The sequence below is a fragment of the Corynebacterium cystitidis genome, from assembly GCF_900187295.1.
Lineage (GTDB): Bacteria > Actinomycetota > Actinomycetes > Mycobacteriales > Mycobacteriaceae > Corynebacterium > Corynebacterium cystitidis.
On the sequence record NZ_LT906473.1, the window covers coordinates 2,262,373 to 2,283,027 of the forward strand.

A 20,655-nucleotide genomic window follows, 5' to 3' on the forward strand; every position below is an offset into this window, starting at 1 on the left:
CCTGCGGCAGTTAAGGTGCCAACTAAGATATATTCGCTACCTGGCGGAACGCTGCTACCGATATAGTTCGCTGCCCGCGCTGCACGTCGCACATTGATAGCTACCACCCCGACACTCGCACACACTAAGGCTATAAATGTAACGGCCAACCCTTGCGATAAAGAGGCCATTCGCGCTCGTCGGCAGCCCAAGTCAATCGATCGTAAGCGTGGCACACATACTCCGATTGCTGCGATTGTCGCAGTGTACATCCACCATTCGGCGATGGTGAAATATTTTTCACCAGTTACACTTGGGATCCCAAATGTGTAGCCACCAATTACCCCTAGAACGAGTGCTGCACTGAACAGAAGAAGAAAAATCGTGCGCCAGGGGGCCGGAATAAGAGCTCTCATCACTCCGAAACCACCCCAAACCACTCCCACTGTGCTGTGCAGCTAGCGATTTCGTCTGAGTGCGTAGCAATCCCCGCAATGATCACGTCCAACGGGGTGTTCGCAAAAGGATCCTCTTGCCCATAAAGCGATCCGCCCTCCGCTGCACTATCTCGCACAATGCGTCCCGAGGAATCACGGGCCAGCCCAACATGCTGCTCTAACCCTGCCACAGCGAGTAGATGTGTATTTAATTCGCTATTCAGTCGCACGGATTCTGGATGTTCATTGCCGTTACAAACGGCGGTACTGACGACCGATTCAATCACACTGATTCCGAGACCCGTGCGATGCTGCCAGGGCTGGTAGATGATCTCACGCCCGAGACTGTCTGTTTTGCCAAAGACTGGGGTATAGACTATTTGCTCTGGCGACACGATTTCCCCGACCACATCAAGCGCCTGATTTGCACTGTCAATACTGCGCTGCAACGCAGGCTCATTAGCTGTATTTACGCACACCGAAATGTTCGGTCTTTGAGTACTGTCACACATTAACTCTTGCTCATACTCAGGCAACGAAGAGGTTGCTATACCGACTGCGAAACCTAAACCGGCAGCCACAAACGGCAAGGCGCTTAGAGCACGGCCTGGTGTGTAAGGATCTGCAGCCCGGCTCGCCAGGAAAACTGCTCCCACCAATGCCACCGCAGCGAGCATGAGGGCTAGACTCACTGCCCACAGTTTGGCGGGCGAGGGAGCCATGTCTGAATACCTTTGAATCCCTAGTGGCCACAGGAAACTAAAAGTGGCACTGTACGCGCCGAAAAGCAAAGTGATACCGCCAGACAAAATAACACGTGCGATGAGCTGAATACGACGAGTGAGAGTGGCGACCACAATGCCTAAAGCTGTGCTTCCGACAACGAATCCTGCGCCTGCGATAAGAGACGAAAAGAAGAATCGAATATCCAGTGAATTCTCCCCTAGAAGGGGAAGAAGTAGTATACCTGCGCTTATAACAAGCGCGGTAAGAGCACTTAGAACGCTTACACCTGCTATGTAGCTATAACGAACCGCAATTGCTTGTTTTCCTGACGGACTCATTAACATGCTATGTGGAGAGTAGCGACTGAAACGCCATGCTGCCCCCATGGTGGCCAACACACCTGCGACCAAGCCTACCGTTCGCAGTGAAATATCAAAATCCTCATATCCAGCCCAAGGCAGGCGCGCTAAGCGAATGGCCTGTGCACAGGAGAACGAGATAATAAGCCCGATTATTACGGAGTACCCAGCGTCGAGAAGCAACGGGGCAGTCAAAGTCGAAGACATACTGCCGTGATTTTGAGAACGAGAAGCGCGGTGTTTCTCTGGCGATGGCTTGTGTAAGCCAATGGAGCTTCGTTGAGAATGGTCCATTGCTACCGCCTTGGATCACATTTCTGTTTGACAACCGTCGACACAGAAGGATGCGCATGCAGCATCTGCTGGTATGCCTGTTCTATGGAGGAATCACGTGAAGCTTTGCCATTGGGAAGAGTAGCAGTAAATTGCGCGTAACTTCCGGAAAACACTATTTGACCGGCCTTGATCATCGCAACTTCCGGATCAAGAAAACGGACATCTTCCAACAAGTGGGTACTAAGCAATACGGTTGCGGACGTAGCAATGTCCGCTATCAATCGGCGAATCTCTACCCGCACCTCCGGGTCAAGACCCACTGTCGGCTCATCTAACAGCAGCACTGATGGTTCGTGTAACAACGCACATGCGAAACCGGCACGTCGAAGCTGACCACCCGAAAGTTCCCCGACGCGAGAGTTGCGTTTCTCCGCTAGATCCAGTCGTTCGAGCACAGAATCAATCAGTTGCCGGTTACGAGCTGCGGGCACTTTGTGAACCCAACACAGATAGCTCAACACCTCAGACAAGCGCATCCGTTTAGGCAATGAAATATGCTGCGGAACTACACCAAGTTGAGCCCGATAATCTTCGACCGTTGCCCGATCTACGCGAGTATCGTTGTAAAATACGTCTCCTTGAGTTGGTGAGATACTGGTTCCAATGATGTTCATTAGCGTCGATTTCCCTGAACCATTGGGACCCAGTAAAGCCGTGGTGCCGGAAGAAAAAGTAACGCTGATATTGTCAAGGGCTTCTACTGCACCTCCACCCCTTCCGTATACATGGCTTACGCCCTTCACCGTTATCAACCAAACCCCTCCTTATAGAAATTAAAGAAACGTATCACAAAATCAATCAGGGTTTCAGTGATACGTTTCTACTAGATGTGTACTTGCCTGTAGTCGTGTCATGCTGTCTTCACGGACAGCGGTTCTACAGGAATACCTAACACAGAACCCTACGCTCGCCCTTGTCGAAACTGTTGCCTGTCGAACTTTCAACCCGAGTATAATAGGCTCCTCGACCAGCACACCTCCCCACTGCTACAGCCGTAGAGTTACCTGCCCCATCTGCAACAGCGACAACCTTATCGGGAGCAAAGCGAACATGCTTCATAATTTTAACCTTGTAAGTGGCCCAGTTACTGCACCCCTCACGTCCGCCTCGCGCCCCCAGCCAGGGGCCGTTTGCATTCTGACTGACCTCCCAAACAATAAACCTGCATCCACTAGGTGCGCTTGGAGTCATCCCTAAAGGCTGAATGCCACCAACTCCTCCGGAAGTATCGTCTGGTCCAGTAGAGGGATTGTTAGCCGTCACCCAAGACACATCATCATGAACACTAGCTGCGTGCACGGGCGACACCAAGCTGGTAAGCGCTAAAGTACGACAGCAAGCGTTGCGAGTAGTTTCTTCATCAGTACCCTTTCTGGTAGTTGTAGCCAAGCTACACAATGGGCTACGAATAGATGCTCAGGCAACCCCTTAGCGTCGCTTCTCATACACCTTGTGTAGGATTTTTGCAAATCATCCATGACTCGTCAAGAGGTTGCCCTAAGAAAAATTGTGATGGCAAAATTAGCGCCCAAAATAGAAAGGGAAACCAAACTTGAGCCAAAATGGTCCTGCCCCAACCCAGATCGATGAAACGCCTACCGTCTACCGAATTAGCTTCACCCCCAGCTGGGCTGTGTCAAGTTTTTTAGACGGTTAAACTGTTTTATTGTTGGTTGTGGGGGGTTAGGCTGCGGGGTTGGTGGCGTGTTTGCAGCGGGTGATGAATTGGCGCATTGCTTGGGCGGGGATCATTCCGGTGGAGGAGTGGATGCGGCGGCGGTTGTAGTAGGTTTCGATCCAGTGGCCAACTTCGTAGCGGGCGTCAAATTTAGTCGCGAATTGCTTCCGTTCATACAGCAGGTGCAGTTTCGAGGGTGTCAAGTTGTTTGTGTGTGGGGTTGATTTTATAGGTAGTTTTGGAAGCGGTCGGGGTAGGCTACGGACATTTGGTTGATGGCTTGTTTCCACCCTGCCACGCGTGCACCTTCTATGAGGCGTCCGGCTGTGGCAGCAACCTTTTTGCCTTCTTTGGCTCGTTTGGCGGCACGGCGATCTTCGATATTGCAGATCATCAACCACAGCGTCTTGACTGCGGATTCATCGTTAGTGAACTGCACCCTATTACGGGTGGCTTTACGTAGTTGATTGTTAAACGATTCAATCGAATTCGTCGTGTAGATCACCTTCCTCGCTGCTGGCGGGAACTGTAGAAACGGTATAAACCGATCCCACGCATCGCGCCACACTTTCACTGATTGCGGATATTTCTGCCCCAGCTCAGTTGCAGCAAAGTGTTCTAACGCTTGCGCTGCCTGGTCCTCATCAGCAGCGGTGTAGATCTGCTTTAAAGCCGCTGATACTGCTTTACGGTCCCCGTACGCAACCCACCGGTTGGCTGCCCTGATCAGGTGGACGATACAGGTTTGAACCATCGAGTTCGGCCAGGTCGCTTCGACTGCTTCTGGCAGGCCTTTCAACCCATCACAGCACACGATGAAAACGTCTTTAACACCCCGGTTAGCCAGGTGGGAACAGACCTGTGCCCAGAACGAGGCTCCTTCTTCTTTGGCAATCCAAATACCCAGGATGTGCTTAATACCGTCCATATCCACCCCGATAGCCAGATAAGCAGACTTGTTGACCACTCGCCCACCATCACGGACTTTGATACGCAGTGCATCGAGGAACACCACGGGGTAGAACTCATCTAGCTGGCGGCTTTGCCACTGCAGTACTTCGTCGAGCACTGCATCAGTAACCGCAGAGATCGTCTCATGCGACACATCGATCTTCAAGGCTGTGGCTAGGTGGTGTTGGATATCACGGATGGTCATCCCACCGGCATACAAACTAACGATCATGTCATCGACATCGGTCAGGCGACGTACTCCTTTAGGCACCATCGTCGGAACAAACGTCCCCTGCCGATCACGGGGCACATCAATGGTGACAGGCCCATAGTTAGAATCCACGGTCTTTGGATAGCTGCCATTGCGGTGGTTATCAGCCCGAGCAGCGTTTTTGGCTGCCCTGTCACCAGACTGATAGCCGAGGTGGACATCCATTTCCGCCTGCAATGCTGCCGATAGCGAGGCTTGCAGCATGCCCCTGACCAGTTCATTGGCATCCGTAGTAGAGGTTGCAAGCTCCTTGATGATTTTAGCTACCTCAGGATTGGCAAGCAGTTTCTCCTCAATAGCATCAATCCGAGCTTTATCCTCTGGATCACGTCGCGTCATAGTCGTCATTGTGGTTCATCTCCTCATGCAGGATCGGTATCCCACACACAAACCATCTGACACCATCGCAGTTTCAGTGTGGAGAAAAACGACTCTGCTACCGCATTATCCCAGCACACTCCGACTTCACCGATGCTTAAACGCACATCCATCCGACAGGCGGCAGCGGCAAATTGCTTCGAGGTGTACTGCGAACCACGATCCGTGTGGAATATGGCGTTGCCAGCAACATACCCAGCCTTATGTGCCATGACCAGTGCATCTTCAACGAGGTTAGTGGTCATGCGTTCGCCGATTTGCCAACCAACTATCATCCGGGTGGTTAAATCAATGACGGTGGCGAGATACATCCACCCTTGGCCGGTACGCAGGTAGGTGATATCCCCACATAGGTGTGTCGTCGGCATCGCTGCGTTGAAGCGGCGTTGGAGCAGGTCACTGCGCTGTTTGGCGTTTGGGTCTGCGATGGTGGTCTTTTTGAATGCGCGGCGGCGTTTCGTGACCAGGTTGTTGTCTGCCATAACCTTGGCTACCGCGTATTTGGTGGTCTTGATGTTTGCGGCTGAGCAGATCAGCGTAGATGGTGCGTACCCCACCAAAGCCGTTGTGGTTGGCAAAGGCTTGCTTGACTAGTAGGGCGATTGCCTGTCGGTGTCCACGTGGAGTGGATGGTGCTGGTGGGCAGTCAAGGCGTGCTCGCCAGGCGTAATAGCCTGAGCGGGAGACTTGTAAGGCTGTGCACATCATGGTCACGGTGTAGGTGGGGTTGGGGCGGCCTTCTTCGTCGAAGTGGTAGATTACTTCGAATTTGTCTTCGGTTCGATCTCCTTGGCAAGCAAGGCTGCTGCTTTTTTTAAAAACTCGTTTTCTTTACGCAGCTCAGCAATGATTTTCGCCATCTCTTGCGGGTCATCAGAATCAGGATCACCAGCCTTGCGGTGACTGCCGGAACCGGTACCAAGTGTCCCTGTTTCCTGGGCGATCCACCGATCCAGGGTTGACTTAGCGATTTCGTATTCAGCGACAACATCAGCGCGTTTCTTACCGAGCGTCAACACCGCATCGACACACTGCTGCCGGAACTGAGGAGAATACATACGAGGCATGAAACTATCCTTCCAGATCGTTAAGGTTTCAACGTCTAAAAGAATCATGACACCTCAGTTGGCTTGTTCATACCCGTGTTCTAGGTCCCTGGTAACGGTCTCAATTATTTCCGGCAGATCAATTAGGTTGTCGGGCGAGAGAGTTTTAGATTGCAAAGACTCCCAGTCAACCGTTACTGAAGAGCCAGCGCCCAAATAGGCATTGGCAATAAGCAACTCTGGCTTACCTCGATAAACCCACCTTCCGGCGGAAAGGTATTCCACATCCCGAGCGAGCAGATCAAATCCGATATCATCAAAGTGCCAGCCTTCGTTCTTGAGATAATGTTTACCAACCGGCTCGGCCCCTAAAGCGCTGTCCCCTTCTTCGACGATATAGTACCCCGGATAAAACACATCCCAGGTTTCCGAGGGGCGCTTCGTCGTTAAGCGATTCTTCTGGTGTTTTGGAACCCGCGTGCCCAATCCCCGATTCCACAAAGTGCCGAAGCTCAGCTCCACAAAGTGCCGAATCTCAGGTCCACAAAGTGCCGAACATGTAGAATAAGCGCATGTCACAAACCACAGGAAGCTACCAGCCTAGAGTTACCGATTCCGAGTTAAGGCAAACCCTCGAATCGAACGGCGCGGTGCTCATTGAAGGCCCGAAGGCGTGCGGCAAAACCGCAACCGCCTCCCAAGTGGCACACACAATTTACCGGCTAGACGTGGACCCCCAGGCTCGCGCGCTTGCTGAGGTGGCACCCGAAATCCTATTTTCACATGAACCCCCGGTCCTGCTCGACGAGTGGCAAGAATTTCCAAAGTTGTGGAACCACACGCGACGCGCCGTGGACGACAGGACTGGTACACCCGGTCTGTACATTTTGACGGGGTCTTCCACCCCAAATGACGAGGTTCGCAGGCATTCCGGGGCAGGCCGGATTTCGGTCATCGCCCAGCGCACAATGAGCCTGTTCGAAACCCACCACTCATCGGGAGCAGTATCGTTGCGCGAGATTCTCGGCGGTGATTTTTCCACCCACCAATCCCACCCGATGACTGTGCCTGAGATGGTAGAACGCATCGTGATCGGAGGATGGCCGGCGTTGCTTGACGCGGATGAGGCTCGTGCGATGAAGTACCTCCGCGATTACCTGGCGAACACCGCACACCTTGATGTTCCAACACTGATCGGCCCCCGGCGAAGCCCCGATACCGCTACCGCCACGATGCAGTCCATCGCACGCAATACGGCAACCGAAGTCAAGGTGTCAGAAATTGCGAAGGACGTGGGTGTGGATCGAGATACAATTCCAATCTATCTTGACGCCCTCCATCGGTTACGGCTGGTCGAGGAACAGCCAGCGTGGCGAACTCACCTGCGCTCCAAAGCAACTCTTCGATCATCGCCAAAACAACATTTCGTGGATCCGTCTCTTGCCGCAGTAGCGTTGGGCGCATCGACCGAGACGCTACTGCATGACCTCAACACCACCGGATTCCTGTTCGAATCTTTGGTGGTGCGTGACTTGCGTATCTATGCCCAGATCGCAGATGCCACCGTGTACCATTACCGAGATTCTTCCGGACGAAAGGCGGACGCTATTGTCCAGGACCGGCGTGGGCGCTGGTGCGCTGTCAAGGTGAAGTTGGGCCAGGGCCAAATTGATGCGGCTGCGGCAAATCTGCACCATTTTGCTGAGACGATCGACACGACGAGAGTTGGTGAACCAGCTGCGTTAATTGTGGTGACCGTAGGCGATGTCGCTTATCGACGGCCTGACGGAGTGCTCGTCGTACCGATTAATGCATTGGGACCTTAGTGCTTAACCGACAAGGATCCTGTCAATTGCCGGGGATGCTTTTAGTGGGTAAAGTTCAGCGCATGAAAATTAGTCGCATGGTGACGGGCATAGCCACCGCCCTCGCTGTTGTCACTGCAAGCCTCATCGGCCCCTCCGCCGCCCTGGCAACCCCGCCTGAGGCCGCCATGTCCAGCACCATCGGCCACGAACTGGCGCAGGCCAACATGTCTTCCGGCCATGGCCCACGCGGGCCTCATGTCACCGCCCCTGATGTATCCGGCGCGCACCTTGTCGCTAAACGCCACCTGCACGGAAACCGATGGGAGATCGACGTTTACTCCCCAGCGATGGGCACCACCATTACGAGCATGGCCTTGATCGCTCCTGGTCATGCACCACGGCCTACCTTTTACCTTCTGTCCGGCTCAGAAGGTGGTCAAGCCGGGCAGAACTGGGCCATCAACTCCAATTACGAGCAATTCTTCGCCGACAAGCATGTTAATGTGATCACTCCGCTGGGTGGGCAGCGCTCCTTCTACTCGGATTGGGAAAACGTTGATCCCGCTCTAGGCAACTACAAGTGGACTACTTTCATCGCTTACGAACTGCCCAGCGTGATTGACCGAGAGTTCCACGGCAACGGACGCGATGCAGTGGGCGGGATTTCTGCCTCGGGTAGTGGCGCGATGGATCTGGCCGCCCACAACCCTGGCCGGTTTAAGGCGGCAGCCTCTTATTCTGGGTGCCCGTCGACTGGCGGGGCGTTCGGGTGGGCGTACGCGTCCGTGATTACTGGCACTGCGGGTGGCTCGTCGCATAACGCGTGGGGCCTGCCGGACAGCCCGAATTGGAACGCCCATAACCCTGTGCGCAATCTGGATCGCCTGCGCAATACGGCCCTGTTTGTTTCCTCCTCCCACGGTATCCCCAGCGCACGTGAGCGCGACCTGCAGCCGATCTGGATCGGTCCCCGCCTGGTGGAGCTTGGCTCTCACGCATGTTCCGAGTACTTTACGACGCACGCCCGTAACGCTGGCCTCCATGTCACCCGTTATACCCCGACTCACGGGGCACACTCCTTCTTCCTGTTTGAGGAGTCGATGCGTGAATCGTGGAAGGTGATTGGGCCTGCCATCGGGACCTAAACCAGCCTGGGCATAATCGGGCCTCGCGCGCAGACATTCTGGTCTATGATTGATTGTGTGCGCCAAAATCCTATTTCTCTGGCCGGGGTGACCGTTACCACGCACGATGGTGTCACCCTCCTCAATGATGTTTCGCTCGAACTGCCCGGATCTCACACCGCCCTCCTGGGTCGCTCCGGTTCCGGAAAATCTCTCATCGCGGCAGCCCTGACGTCACGCGTTCCGCAAACCTTGAAGCTCAGTGGCACTATCAACGCCCCGAAGCGGGCCACATTGATCCACCAGAACTCGGCTGATGCCTTTAACCCCGTAGTACGGATGGGCCACCAGCTTTCTATCGCCGAACCAGACCGCCAGAAAGTCTTCGACACCCTGGCAACGCTCGGTTTCGACTCACCCCAGGACGTGCTTCAACGTTTCCCGGCAGAGCTCTCAGGCGGGCAGCGCCAGCGCCTAGCAATCGCCATGGGTGTACTCGCTGGCACAGAGTTAATCGTCGCCGACGAACCCACCAGTGCCCTCGACCCAATCAACCAGCAAGCCGTGGTCAACGCTCTCGCTTCCATCCACAACTCCACGGTTTTGTTTATCACCCATGACATCGCTTTGGCGGCTGCCTGCTGCGAGAATTTCTACATAGTCGATCATGGAATGATAGTGGAGCACGGTAGCCGCGAAGAGATCCTCAACGCTCCCCAACATGCCGCCACCCAAGAATTGATCGACATCGCACGTTCACGCCACGAGGTTCCAGCGTGACAACTTCAATCAGCACTTCTACTACCAACGGTTTACGGGCCACCAACATCGTGGCAGGGTATCGCGCCGACAACCCTGTTCTTCACAACGTCGATCTCGTGGTAGCACCGGGCCAACGAGTCAGTATCATCGGCCGCTCCGGTTCCGGAAAATCAACACTGCTCAAGGTGCTCTTAGCCCAACTAGCTCCCTTTTCAGGGCAGGTGACCTACCAGGGCACCCCGATTGAACCGGGGCCAGTGGCGTCGTTACGCGACTATCGTCGGCACGTGCAATACATCCCGCAAGACCCGGCTTCCTCTCTTGATCCCCGGATGACGGTACGCCAGCTGATCCTTGAGCCTTTGCGCCAGCTGAAAGTACCAGGCGATCATGAGGCTGCTATGTCGCGCGCGCTGGAGCAGGTGCAGCTGGGGCAGGAATTTCTCGCTCGTCGACGACATCAGCTCTCCGGAGGTCAAGCGCAGCGCGTGGCTATCGCCCGCGCATTGGCCACGGGTGCTACGACGATCTTGGCGGATGAGCCGGTCTCGGGGCTCGATCTGCCCCTCCGCAATGAAGTCTTATCTGCCTTCGCAGGATTGGAGGGCGTGTCCATCGTCCTGGTCACCCACGATCTTGATGCCGCCAACTTTTTATGTGACCACGCCATAGTTTTGCACCAAGGGAGAGTGGTCGAGCGGGCCCCGACCAGCCAGATCGTGTCTGATCCCCAACACGACGAAACGGTTCGGCTTGTCTCAGCAATGCCGCGCATCTAGCGGCGCGGCCCGGTGCTGTGGCTGAGAGCAATCCGGGCCTCTGCTTAACACCCAACTAGATGAAAATGATTTCTTTTCTGTGATACAACTAAATAATTACAATCTTTATCCTCGAGAAAAGAGACACAATGTACCCTGTACTCAAAAAGATCGCGGTTACCGCTGTCGTCAGCAGCGTCCTATTTACCTCCGCCTGTTTCGCCGAAGACAGCGCAGGTAATAAGGCAGCAGACGGCAACCGGATCACCATCGGAGGAATGTCCTCCCCAGATTCCAACCTCAGCCCGCTTTCCGACGATGCTTTGATGCTCTCACAGTGGGCAGTCGGCGAAACACTCACCCGGCTTGACGAGGACAATGTTGCCCAACCACTACTTGCGCAGTCTTGGGAACAAATCGACGAGACCACCTGGCGATTTACCATCCGAGACGGTGTGAAGTTCCACGACGGAACCGAGCTGACAGCACAGCAAGCAGCTGACGCGCTCAATTTCGCCAACACCGCCTCCCCGCAGCCCCGCGTGCTTGACAGTGTGGACTACACATTCAGCGCTGATGGCACAGATGTGATCGTCGAAAGTGCGCAGCCAGACCCCTTGGTCGCCGAAATGCTGTCCTCCCCCAATCTCATGATTCTGGCGGAGGCCGCCTACGGTGATGGCACCATCGATCCCATCGGGCACGGAACCGGACCATTCGAACTTGTTGCTGTTGATGGCAACTCGTCTGCCACAATGGAAGCTTTCGACGACTACTGGGGCGAGCCCGCAGCACTGGCAGGCTTTGAAGCCCAATTCATCCCTGACCCCACGGCACGTAGCGCGGCTGTTCGCACCGGCACCGACGTGGTGACAAGTCTTTCACCGACCACGCTGACAGAAGTTGACCCAGAACGCATTGTGGAGGTAGCAACAGCACGCACCACCACCTTGCACTTCAACACTGATTCTGGTGTGTTCTCCGATCCGGCAATGCGCACCGCAGCCGCAGAAGCTATTGACACATCCACTCTGGTAGATACTGTTTTTGAGGGCTACGGGGACGTGGCCGAAGGATTTTTCGGGCCCGCACTACCGTGGGCACAGCCACTGCGCTCCGAGGATGACTACACCAAGGAGCTTGAAAAACGCGTACCAGCAGCTTCCCCAGAAGACGTTAAAGGCACCGAGATCACGCTAGCCACTTACACCGATCGTGCGGAGCTGCCAGAACTTGCAGTACGCATTGAGCAATACCTAGAAGATGCCGGCTTTGTAGTCACCCAGGAAGTGCGCGACTATGACTACATCGAACAAGATGCTTTCGACGGAAAATTTGACTTGTTCATCCTCTCACGCAACACCATTTTGGATTCCGGCGACCCGGTAGCTTTCCTTACCTCCGACTACGGCTGCGATGGCTCCTACAACCTCTCACTGTTCTGCGATCCGGAGGTAGATCAACTCATCGACACAGCTGCGAGCACCGAAGTCGGCCCGGACCGCCAGAAGGCAATCATGGATGTTGAGGCAGCACTGCTCAGTCGCTTGGCAAGCCTGCCCCTAGTCAACGAGGTTGGTCTTAATGGCGAATCTGACCGAGTTAACGGCGTGGTCCACGACCCGCTATCACGCCGCCTGATTACAGAGTCCACCACAACGACCGCGTCGAATCAGTAAGTCGACCCAGTATCTCGATTCAGTAGTGCGTTTCGATGATGACAATTGTCTCCCGCCTCGTCGCAATTTTGGGCTTGTTGGTGCTCATCGGGCTGCTGCCCTGGTTGAGCACCGCCAGCCCCGAATACACCATTTTGCGCACCCGCTACGCAGAGCTGCCGGTCACAGAAGAGAATCTGGCGGCAGTCCGCAAAGAACTCGGCCTTGACCAAGGGCCTGTCCAGATCTTCCTTGACTGGTTCCTCGGCCTGCTCACAGGTGATCTGGGAACGTCATGGGTGAGTAACCAACCCATCGGCCCCGGCATGGTTCGTGCCTTGGGTGTGTCCTTGACCTTGATGGGTTTTGCTCTCGTCGTGTCTCTTGTGATTGCCGCGCTGGTTTGTGTGCCCATTATGGTCACGGGCCTGCGCGGGAGGTCCTCTCGCGGGTCTGGGCTGGTCTCGGTTCTGCTGACCTCGCTGCCAAGCTTCTTGCTGGCCACATTCCTGCTGATTATCGGCGCGTTGTGGCTGGGCTGGTTTCCACCCTTTGGGTGGCGCGGTCTTGATTATGCGGTGCTGCCGTCGCTGGCTTTAGGTATCCCCACCGGTGGCTACCTGGGGCGTTTGCTTTCCGACGCGCTGCACGACACCTTCCGCGAACCCTGGGTAGAAACCTGGCGCCAAGCCGGTGCCAGCAACACCAGACTCGGCCTTGCAGTACTGCGCCGCGGGCTACCTTCAGTATTCAGCCAGATAGGCCTAGCTATAGTGGGACTCACCGGCGGGGCCGTGGCGGTAGAAGAAATTTTTGCCATCCCCGGCTTGGGGCGTTCCACCCTGTCGGCAGCCTCCTCTCAAGACATCCCGGCGCTCCAGGCCGGGGTACTCCTGCTACTGATTATCGCCGTGCTCGCCGGCATCGGCTCAGAGCTGGTGCGCCGAGCCTTGTTGGGGCCAGCCCACAAGTTACAGTCCGCTCCAGTCCCGGCACCCAGCCGCTACCGGCAGCGCCGCGACCTGATCGTGCCACTAGTCAGTGGTGGACTATTAGCAGCCATCGTCATCGCAGGTCTTTTTCGCGACCCCTACTCCACCGCCCACGGCAGGTTAGAAACCCCTAGCTGGCATCTACCTTTCGGCGCAGACTCCTCGGGGCGTGACCTGCTTGCACGAGTCGCCCACGGCACATTCGGTACCGTCGGAATGGCGCTGCTGGTCACCCTGGGATGTTTACTTATTGGTTTTCTCTTCGGTTTATTGGGGCGCGCCGGGGTGGGTTTCATCGAGGTGGCCAATGCGGCACCGGCGACGATCGCGGGACTTATTATGGCCGCTGTGACCGGGCCCAGCCTGGCAGGCGCAGCGCTTGCTGTCATGCTGGTGCGGTGGGCCCCACTGGCTTCTCATACCGTCGCTTTGCTTGATGAGGCCAAATCACGAACATATATTCAAATGCTGCCAATCCTAGGAACCGGGAAAGCGCGCACGCTGACCCACTACCTCATCCCCGATGTTTTTCCCGCCCTCATCCGGCACGCCGCACTACGCTTCCCTGGCACGGCTTTATCAATCGCTGGCCTTGGTTTCCTTGGCCTGGGTGCCAGCCCACCAACCCCGGAATGGGGCTTGATCCTTTCCGGGGCAGTGAACTACGCAGAAAGCGCACCGTGGGCCACAGCTTCTGCGGCAAGCGCGTTGGTGCTGGTCTCCATCCTGGCGGTTAGCCTCTCCTCGCTTCCGCCCCGAGCACCTAAAACAGTCGTTGCAACCCCTGCTGATCAGGCTGAACCTAAACTAGCCGCGCACTAAAAATAGGTTTGTGATGTGGTGGTTTTGGTGTAAGTCACATGCTACTGCTGCGCCAAGCCGAAGTCCTTTTCATACTTAGAGCCGGAGCTTTGGGAAAATCGCGAAACTACTGTAGCGTGGATCAACGACGCAACTAGGACATGTTGGTTTGGTTATGATGGGGCTAGCCCACGAAAAGAACTTATAGCCTGCGAAAAGAAAGGAAAAGGAGGGAGTGACAAGTGACAATCCTGAACGTACCAGTTCCACAGATTCCGAAATGGCCGGGAATTCGCGTGGGAATTCTTTCCCTATTCGACACGGAGGGAACCTGGACGATGGACGCGATTCGCAAACTGATGCCTCCACCGAAGCTGGAAGGGAATTTGAACGAGACCCTGTTGAGGGCTTCGATCTCGATAAAGCCCGCCAAGATCCCGTCCTCCTCGCAAAAATAAGTGCGTATCTTCAGGAGAACCATCTTCACTTACCGGTATTAACTCCAGATCAAGCCACCATGGCGAAAATGCGTGAGGAGACCCCTGAATTATATGAGTTCTACATTGACTCTATGAAAAAAGGGGTGCAAGCAGATTATATCCAGCGCACGTACCCATACACAGAGCCACTTAAGAATGCTAACGCAGGCCGGAGGTATGGTTTGGTTGCAGTCATCGGTGTCTTAATAATTGCTGGATACGCCCTATATCTAGACCATCCGTGGTTCGCAGGGGTGATTACAGCCATCGACATCATTGGACTCGCAGCTATATTTAGCAATTCGCCCCGATCATCGGAAAAACCGAAAAACACTGGCGAATCCTAGCACGAACCAACCTTATTGTCCTTTGCCGTCAACCTGCAGGGAGGGAGTCCAGGTTACACCGTGACCACCACCGCCACGCTATCTTTCACCACCTCATAACGCCACCGTTCTCTCCCCTTTAACTTGGGTAGCAGACGCAGAAACCATCCTGAAGAAAATAGCCCACACAGGCACCACTTTTGAGTCCAGCACGAAACAGAAACTCAACTAAAGGACATTAAACTAGCTACGCCTTATGCTGATTCGTCTGGCTCGTCCGGCTCGTCCGGGTAGGCAGAGCTGGCGGGTGGAACAGTACGAGCCACCAACACTGCCACCACGCCAGCAATCAACAACGCCACAGCAATCGCCCACCAAGCGCGCGAGCTCGATGGGTCGTCGTAAAGCGGGCCCACCGCGGTCGCCGCAATCAGCACAGCCAACCCGCCGAAAGAGTTCAGCACTCCAAAATACGTACCCAAGCGACGCTCCCGCGCCAGCACACCAACCAGGTCCCGCGAGACGGGCACAGCCAGCATCTGCCCCACGCTGAGCGTAACGACGAACACCACAGCCACCGCCAGGCTGTCCCACCAATTCGTCACCGCCACCCACACAAACGCGGCGGCCTGAATGGCAAACCCCACCCCGATCGCGCGGCTGCGGCCCATGCGCGCCGCCACACCATTCAATGGCATTTGGCCAAACACACTGACAACCGAGGCGATGATAAACATGGAGCCAAGCGCCGCCTGCGAGCCGGAGGCCCGCTCCACTTCCACCGGAAGCCCCTGGTACAGCTGGTTATAGCCCACCAAATACACCGAATAGGCCACAGCGAAAATAACAAACTTCTTGTTTGAAAACACCTCCCTAAAACCAGTCAGCGCGGACTGGCGCGTGGGTGTCTCAATAGCTGGTGTGATCAGCAGATGCAGCACAAAAATGATGCCAAAAAGTGCCGCACCACTATAGGCAACTAGTTGGAACCCCAACGGAATTAGCACGGTGCCTAACACTGGCCCAACCAGTTCCCCGATGCGGGAAAACCAGGCGTCCATAGCAAACAGATCCTGGCGGCTGACCCCCTCCAGACGGACACCATAAAACGCCAAGGCAGTATCCATCGCGGGAGAAAACAGAGCTGCCCCAAACCCGATGAAGATAACAGCAACGATCAACTCCGGCAGCGACGTCGAGTAGCCAGCCAACGCGAAACCGGCAATGCGGATGGCGATACCGGTAAGCAAGACAGGGCGGATACCCCACCAGTCCGCCAGTGCCCCGCCGACGAAAAACATGCCCTGCTGAGAAAATGTGCGCAACCCCAGCACAAAACCCACCATGGCGGCCGAAGCGGCCAACGAGTCCGTCATATACAGAGCAAGAAACGGCACAACCAGGTAGAACCCGATATTAAACAGCATCTGGGTGACCAACAGCAACTGCACCGTGGCAGGCAAATTCACCCATTGTCGAAGAGCATGCATTGTACTCCGCAGCCTAGCAGATTCGCAGGTGAGGGGTTTAGAGTTACCTACCCCCTCCTGAACCGGGTTACTCAAACCTGCCTATTTCACCCGGCTAGACTCTTCTTGTTCACACGTATCATCGCCGCCAGATTCCGTGTCTACCGCCCCTTCCACAGGGACATTCGAGGGAGAAATCACTACCGGTGCATGACCTTGGCCATTTTGTTCCCTGCCTAAAATGATAGGTGCTTCGCTAGCGGCTTTTAACCAGGTAAAATAGCCGATAAAGTACCTGATCTTGCACAATAGAACAGGCCAGCCTATAGCTGGTCCAAGCATGAGGTACGTACTTCCTCGCTGAGAATAGACTGCACGCGCGACAGAGACTTTTCCTTCGGTATCACTCTTGAGCTTGAGTGATAGTGATGCGTCGTCTAGATCACCGTCGAGGACTTTAAGGAAAACTTTCGTATTGACTTTAACTCCAACGGGGTGTGAACTAATTGACATTAGCCCCTTGAGGCGGTCAACCTCGAAAAACCGCTGATCACCAGCAAAATACGATATAACCCCGTCATTCTCCTGCTGGTAGCGCACGGATTTTCCATCGGTCCGGTCGATGGACGTTGTGACAACGGCAGTGACCATTGCGGCAAAAAGAAGCCATACCTGCGATAAAAGTACCCCGATGACAGATGTCTGTGGCGGCAGAAACACTCCAAGACCTGTCAACAAACTAGAAACTATGATCACAAATAAGAGTTTCCAGAATTCATTCGACGCATCAATAAGCACCCGTTGGTGTTTTCTTTTTCCTACTCTCAAGAAGAACCAGCAAGCGGAGAGGACAGCCATCAGCAAGGAAAACGTTAAATTCAATCCGACTAATCGCTCCTGCGGAACCATAGCTTCCAAGCCGATCTGTAAAACTGGGCCAAAATTTAAAATGAGTGCTGCCAGGATTGCTGACACGTAAGGAACAATAACTCGCTGGTATATTTCGGACCTTTTCCGGAACTTCTCAACTTGATCGTTATGCCATCGTATTTTTTCCCTTGTCGACCCCTGCGCTTGCCGTGGATGCAATTTCAGTTGCCACACCACGATGATAAAAAATGATGTTACCCACAAAAAGTGACCAAGAACGGCACTCTTTTTCTGCCCCAACATGTCACAGTAACCAATCTGCCATCTCAGAAATTCAACAGCAAGCAACGTACCAAGCAGAACTACGGTGGTCCGAGCCGGGGGCAGATGGCGCGCAGGAATGCACCAATGTGCCAGTAGTGCTACTCCAACCGTGATTACTGCCAAGGTAAATATTGCTGAAACATGAGCGGGCTTAAGTCGACTCGCATCTTCAGAAACTCGAAACCACACCAAATCCAGAAGAGGAAAACCATTCAGGACGCTAATTAAGCAGACCAAAGTAAAAAAGCTAAATCTCGCAGCGAATCCTCCTAGCCGTGACTGCCACCAGTCGGTCGGCTCTTCATCACGCACTGTTGGAGATTTGGATTGAGTCTTCTGTGTTTGTTCCATGGGATGAGTTTCAAGCTCCGCTCATTCACAGTCAAGACCCTCTTCACGGTCCTTGAGGAAAGCAAACCCCTCCACAGCCAGTCCGCTGAACGGGTGACTTATGTGTGGAGGGGAATACAATGGCCAATCTAGTCCAAAAACTGTGGATCCACTAGTTATTTCCCGGGAGAAGACTTGAGCTATCCGCTTGGAGGCTGCGGTACCGCCCTGCCCTGTGGAGGGGAGACAGCGGTATCAAACTGGGTACTTGCCATGCGCCGATCGGCCCAAGTCAAAACGTCAATGAGGTCACTGGCAACGTACGCTGTCGCCCTTTTACCAATAGAGCGTTTACGAACAATTCCCGCTGATTCAAGAGCCTGGAGCGCCGAACCTGCCGCTACCCCACTGACACCCAGGGCTTTTGCCACAAACGGCGCATCTACCGCAGGCATTGCTGGTAGGTAATCAATTAACCGGTACTCGGTCGAATCGATACGAAGCTTCCGCTTCCCCCGCCCCTCCCGGAATGTATTAATTTCCTCAATCCAGCGCTGTTTGATAGACGTAACCTCGGTGGAGATCTCCTCAGACAAGACGATGGCCTGTTCGACAGCGTCGAAAAATACCGTCAACCACTCTTCTACTCCGCCGCTGCCCTCTTCCCGGTAAGCCGTCAGCCCACGAACATAACGATCAGACCAAGTACCAAGCACCAGACTGACTGGCAACGATGGAGAACGCAGAAGCCCTCGACGAATAAGGATCAGCTGGATCAGCGCCCTACCGATGCGTCCATTGCCATCCTCGAAGGGATGAATCGTTTCAAACTGGGCGTGTACAATTCCTGCCTGAATCAGCCCACCGTGTAACGCGCCCGAAGCATACTTCAACAAATCTGTCATGAGGTCGGCGACCTTATTAGCTGGTGGGGGAACAAAATCTGCATTGATTGGTGATGATCCATCTCCACCAGTCCAGTTCTGAACCGCACGAAAACCAGCGCGGCTATCAAGCGCAAGTAGCCGGGTGTTCAACGCGATAATGTCATCCGGTTCTATGAACTCCTTATCCGCCAGAGCCGTTACGTGTTGTCGCAGAATAGTCACGTTACGTGCCACCAGCTGTGCAGGACGATTGCCCCCATTTGCAGTGTTTTGGCCTTTGAGCTCTTCGATCGCAACTTTATCCGCCGCTGGGGCGAGCCCCTCAATTCGGGACGAGGAGATCGCCTCAGATCTCATGAGGAAACGGAAGACACCCTCCACCCCCACAGCACCTTCATTGTGGCGAAGCTGTATGAGCTTTCGTTCCAGATTCGCAGCACGGAGCGAAAGCGCCGTGGAAAAGGTGAATTTACTTTCCTCCAGAGGTTCTGGAACGTACGCTAAATATTGCCCACCTAGTCGCGCTTTCCTTCCAATACCAGGCCCGTCGCGGGGCACCCACTGTTGCTGTATGTGCGCCACGGCCCCTCCTTAGGGTTAAGGCTTAACCTTTGTCCACCAACACTCAAAGCTAAGTTTAACCGTTAAAGTTAGTTTCCAGTTCGGCTGGTCCGCCAAGATTGCCCTTGCCAGACAGACAATGGCATTCCGCCCAATAAACCACCTGCCTACCGCCTCATTCCTGCTAAAGTTTCGCTTCATGGCAGCGATTACTTTCGACCACGTCTCCATCACCTACCCCGGCGCGGATGAGCCGAGTGTGAAGGATTTTGATCTGCACATCAACGACGGCGAGTTCCTCGTGCTAGTGGGCCCTTCTGGCTGCGGGAAGTCGACCACGTTGCGGTCTGTGGCAGGCCTTGAGCCGACCAGCCACGGGCGTATACTTATCGACGATACCGACGTGACCAACCTGGAACCGGGCGAGCGTGATGTGGCGATGGTGTTTCAAAACTACGCCCTGTACCCGCATTTGTCGGTGGCAAAAAATATGGGGTTTGCGCTGAAACTGGCCAAGCTGCCCCAGGCCGAGATTGATGCCAAGGTCAACGAGGCCGCCGAGTTGCTAGGCCTTACCGAGTTTTTGGACCGCAAGCCGAAAGACCTTTCGGGTGGCCAACGTCAGCGCGTAGCAATGGGCAGGGCGATTGTGCGCGAACCGAAAGTCTTCCTCATGGATGAGCCGCTGTCGAATCTTGATGCGAAATTGCGTGTGCAAACCCGCGCCGAGCTTGCCGCCCTGCAGCGTCGTTTGCACACCACCACGGTGTACGTCACCCACGATCAGGTGGAGGCCATGACCATGGGCGACCGCGTCGCCGTGCTAAACCATGGTGAGCTCCAGCAGGTCGCCCCACCAAAGGAGCTGTATAACGAGCCGGTCAACGAGTTCGTCGCCGGGTTTATTGGCTCGCCCGCTATGAACATTTTCGACGACCCGGCCAACCCATCCGTTCGCATCGGGGTCCGGCCTGAGGCGATGGAGTTGCTTATCGACGATTCCCCCGCCGGGACTGGCAGCGCATCGGAAACTGCCCGCCCGGGTTGGTCCACCCGCACGGGCACAGTGGAGCTGGTGGAGGAGCTGGGCTCTGAGGCTTATGTGTATGTCACCTCCGAGGGTGTCCGCTATGTTGCGAAGGTGCCACAGGGCCACGTCCCACGGATGGGCGAGACCGCGACAGTGGCCTTTGACAGCACTCAAGCCCACCGGTTCTCCAAGCAGACGGGTCAACGTATCGTCGTTTAGCGCTTGCTGCTCATTGCTCGGCTGATGGTCCACCTCCCGAGCACTCATACAGAATGACTCGTATGTAACGGGACAACGGTTGCGTCCGACCTACGG

Annotated in this window: 18 protein-coding genes; 8 read left to right on the forward strand and 10 right to left on the reverse strand. The window is 54.9% G+C overall.

Going from position 1 to position 20,655, the window contains the following annotated elements:
* Nucleotides 1–394: 394 nt before the first annotated feature.
* The 7 genes from CKV99_RS14330 to CKV99_RS10755 all read right to left on the reverse strand — a co-directional run bounded on the left by CKV99_RS14330 (nucleotide 395) and on the right by CKV99_RS10755 (nucleotide 6,683).
* Nucleotides 395–1,795, reverse strand: a complete 1,401-nt coding sequence (locus CKV99_RS14330) for a hypothetical protein (protein WP_143063510.1) — start codon at nucleotides 1,793–1,795, stop codon at nucleotides 395–397.
* Nucleotides 1,796–1,797: 2 nt separating this feature from the next.
* The gene (locus CKV99_RS10730) at nucleotides 1,798–2,580 is read right to left on the reverse strand and encodes an ABC transporter ATP-binding protein (RefSeq protein ID WP_231910237.1); all 783 of its coding nucleotides are present in this window, start codon (nucleotides 2,578–2,580) and stop codon (nucleotides 1,798–1,800) included.
* A 940-nt stretch (nucleotides 2,581–3,520) separates the two neighbouring features.
* Complete coding sequence (locus CKV99_RS10735) at nucleotides 3,521–3,718, reverse strand: hypothetical protein (RefSeq protein ID WP_092261170.1); 198 nt, start codon at nucleotides 3,716–3,718, stop codon at nucleotides 3,521–3,523.
* Between the two features lie 23 nt (nucleotides 3,719–3,741).
* A complete protein-coding gene (locus CKV99_RS10740) occupies nucleotides 3,742–5,076 on the reverse strand; it encodes an IS256 family transposase (RefSeq protein ID WP_197697175.1) in 1,335 nt (444 codons plus the stop codon).
* A 23-nt stretch (nucleotides 5,077–5,099) separates the two neighbouring features.
* Nucleotides 5,100–5,597 (reverse strand): IS3 family transposase, encoded by a 498-nt coding sequence (locus CKV99_RS10745; RefSeq protein WP_095114741.1) that lies wholly within the window; start codon nucleotides 5,595–5,597, stop codon nucleotides 5,100–5,102.
* 276 nt (nucleotides 5,598–5,873) lie between these two features.
* Nucleotides 5,874–6,182, reverse strand: coding sequence for a transposase (locus CKV99_RS10750; RefSeq protein WP_231910014.1), 309 nt, complete (start codon nucleotides 6,180–6,182; stop codon nucleotides 5,874–5,876).
* A 54-nt stretch (nucleotides 6,183–6,236) separates the two neighbouring features.
* On the reverse strand, nucleotides 6,237–6,683 hold the full coding sequence (locus CKV99_RS10755) for a hypothetical protein (protein WP_092261086.1): 447 nt from the start codon (nucleotides 6,681–6,683) through the stop codon (nucleotides 6,237–6,239).
* Nucleotides 6,684–6,733: 50 nt separating this feature from the next.
* Between CKV99_RS10755 and CKV99_RS10760 the strand changes: the two genes are divergently transcribed.
* The 7 genes from CKV99_RS10760 to CKV99_RS10790 all read left to right on the forward strand — a co-directional run bounded on the left by CKV99_RS10760 (nucleotide 6,734) and on the right by CKV99_RS10790 (nucleotide 14,890).
* Entirely contained in the window at nucleotides 6,734–7,987 is a 1,254-nt protein-coding gene (locus CKV99_RS10760) for an ATP-binding protein (RefSeq protein WP_092261084.1), read from the forward strand.
* Between the two features lie 62 nt (nucleotides 7,988–8,049).
* Nucleotides 8,050–9,114: an alpha/beta hydrolase gene (locus tag CKV99_RS10765; RefSeq protein ID WP_157728437.1), complete on the forward strand. Its 1,065-nt coding sequence runs from the start codon at nucleotides 8,050–8,052 to the stop codon at nucleotides 9,112–9,114.
* 57 nt (nucleotides 9,115–9,171) lie between these two features.
* The gene (locus tag CKV99_RS10770; RefSeq protein WP_157728439.1) at nucleotides 9,172–9,873 is read left to right on the forward strand and encodes an ATP-binding cassette domain-containing protein; all 702 of its coding nucleotides are present in this window, start codon (nucleotides 9,172–9,174) and stop codon (nucleotides 9,871–9,873) included.
* The gene (locus CKV99_RS10775) at nucleotides 9,870–10,634 is read left to right on the forward strand and encodes an ABC transporter ATP-binding protein (protein WP_231910015.1); all 765 of its coding nucleotides are present in this window, start codon (nucleotides 9,870–9,872) and stop codon (nucleotides 10,632–10,634) included. The genes CKV99_RS10770 and CKV99_RS10775 overlap by 4 nt, the downstream gene beginning before the upstream one ends.
* 128 nt (nucleotides 10,635–10,762) lie before the next feature.
* Nucleotides 10,763–12,292, forward strand: a complete 1,530-nt coding sequence (locus CKV99_RS10780; RefSeq protein WP_231910016.1) for an ABC transporter substrate-binding protein — start codon at nucleotides 10,763–10,765, stop codon at nucleotides 12,290–12,292.
* Between the two features lie 35 nt (nucleotides 12,293–12,327).
* Nucleotides 12,328–14,085 carry an ABC transporter permease subunit gene (locus tag CKV99_RS10785; protein ID WP_092261077.1) on the forward strand — a complete coding sequence of 586 codons (1,758 nt, stop codon included), beginning with the start codon at nucleotides 12,328–12,330 and terminating at the stop codon, nucleotides 14,083–14,085.
* A 214-nt stretch (nucleotides 14,086–14,299) separates the two neighbouring features.
* A complete protein-coding gene (locus CKV99_RS10790) occupies nucleotides 14,300–14,890 on the forward strand; it encodes a hypothetical protein (RefSeq protein WP_092261075.1) in 591 nt (196 codons plus the stop codon).
* Nucleotides 14,891–15,123: 233 nt separating this feature from the next.
* Here CKV99_RS10790 and CKV99_RS10795 read toward each other — a convergent pair whose 3' ends face one another.
* The 3 genes from CKV99_RS10795 to CKV99_RS10805 form a co-directional block, all read right to left on the reverse strand.
* The gene (locus CKV99_RS10795; RefSeq protein ID WP_092261073.1) at nucleotides 15,124–16,359 is read right to left on the reverse strand and encodes an MFS transporter; all 1,236 of its coding nucleotides are present in this window, start codon (nucleotides 16,357–16,359) and stop codon (nucleotides 15,124–15,126) included.
* A gap of 81 nt (nucleotides 16,360–16,440) precedes the next feature.
* Nucleotides 16,441–17,883 carry a hypothetical protein gene (locus tag CKV99_RS10800; RefSeq protein ID WP_143063499.1) on the reverse strand — a complete coding sequence of 481 codons (1,443 nt, stop codon included), beginning with the start codon at nucleotides 17,881–17,883 and terminating at the stop codon, nucleotides 16,441–16,443.
* A 179-nt stretch (nucleotides 17,884–18,062) separates the two neighbouring features.
* Nucleotides 18,063–19,331, reverse strand: coding sequence for a Fic family protein (locus CKV99_RS10805; RefSeq protein ID WP_092261067.1), 1,269 nt, complete (start codon nucleotides 19,329–19,331; stop codon nucleotides 18,063–18,065).
* Between the two features lie 178 nt (nucleotides 19,332–19,509).
* Here CKV99_RS10805 and CKV99_RS10810 point away from each other — a divergent pair, with 178 nt between their 5' ends.
* Entirely contained in the window at nucleotides 19,510–20,559 is a 1,050-nt protein-coding gene (locus CKV99_RS10810) for an ABC transporter ATP-binding protein (RefSeq protein ID WP_092261065.1), read from the forward strand.
* Nucleotides 20,560–20,655 lie beyond the last annotated feature (96 nt).

Excerpts from the sequence above, each read along its gene's own strand:
- CKV99_RS10745 (WP_095114741.1), bottom strand. The coding sequence starts at position 5,597 with ATGGCAGACAACAACCTGGTCACGAAACGCCGCCGCGCATTCAAAAAG.
- CKV99_RS10750 (WP_231910014.1), bottom strand. The coding sequence starts at position 6,182 with ATGCCTCGTATGTATTCTCCTCAGTTCCGGCAGCAGTGTGTCGATGCG.
- CKV99_RS10810 (WP_092261065.1), top strand. The coding sequence starts at position 19,510 with ATGGCAGCGATTACTTTCGACCACGTCTCCATCACCTACCCCGGCGCG.
- CKV99_RS10740 (WP_197697175.1), bottom strand. The coding sequence starts at position 5,076 with ATGACGCGACGTGATCCAGAGGATAAAGCTCGGATTGATGCTATTGAG.
- CKV99_RS10760 (WP_092261084.1), top strand. The coding sequence starts at position 6,734 with ATGTCACAAACCACAGGAAGCTACCAGCCTAGAGTTACCGATTCCGAG.
- CKV99_RS10780 (WP_231910016.1), top strand. The coding sequence starts at position 10,763 with ATGTACCCTGTACTCAAAAAGATCGCGGTTACCGCTGTCGTCAGCAGC.
- CKV99_RS10800 (WP_143063499.1), bottom strand. The coding sequence starts at position 17,883 with ATGGAACAAACACAGAAGACTCAATCCAAATCTCCAACAGTGCGTGAT.
- CKV99_RS10795 (WP_092261073.1), bottom strand. The coding sequence starts at position 16,359 with ATGCATGCTCTTCGACAATGGGTGAATTTGCCTGCCACGGTGCAGTTG.
- CKV99_RS10785 (WP_092261077.1), top strand. The coding sequence starts at position 12,328 with ATGATGACAATTGTCTCCCGCCTCGTCGCAATTTTGGGCTTGTTGGTG.
- CKV99_RS10765 (WP_157728437.1), top strand. The coding sequence starts at position 8,050 with ATGAAAATTAGTCGCATGGTGACGGGCATAGCCACCGCCCTCGCTGTT.
- CKV99_RS14330 (WP_143063510.1), bottom strand. The coding sequence starts at position 1,795 with ATGGACCATTCTCAACGAAGCTCCATTGGCTTACACAAGCCATCGCCA.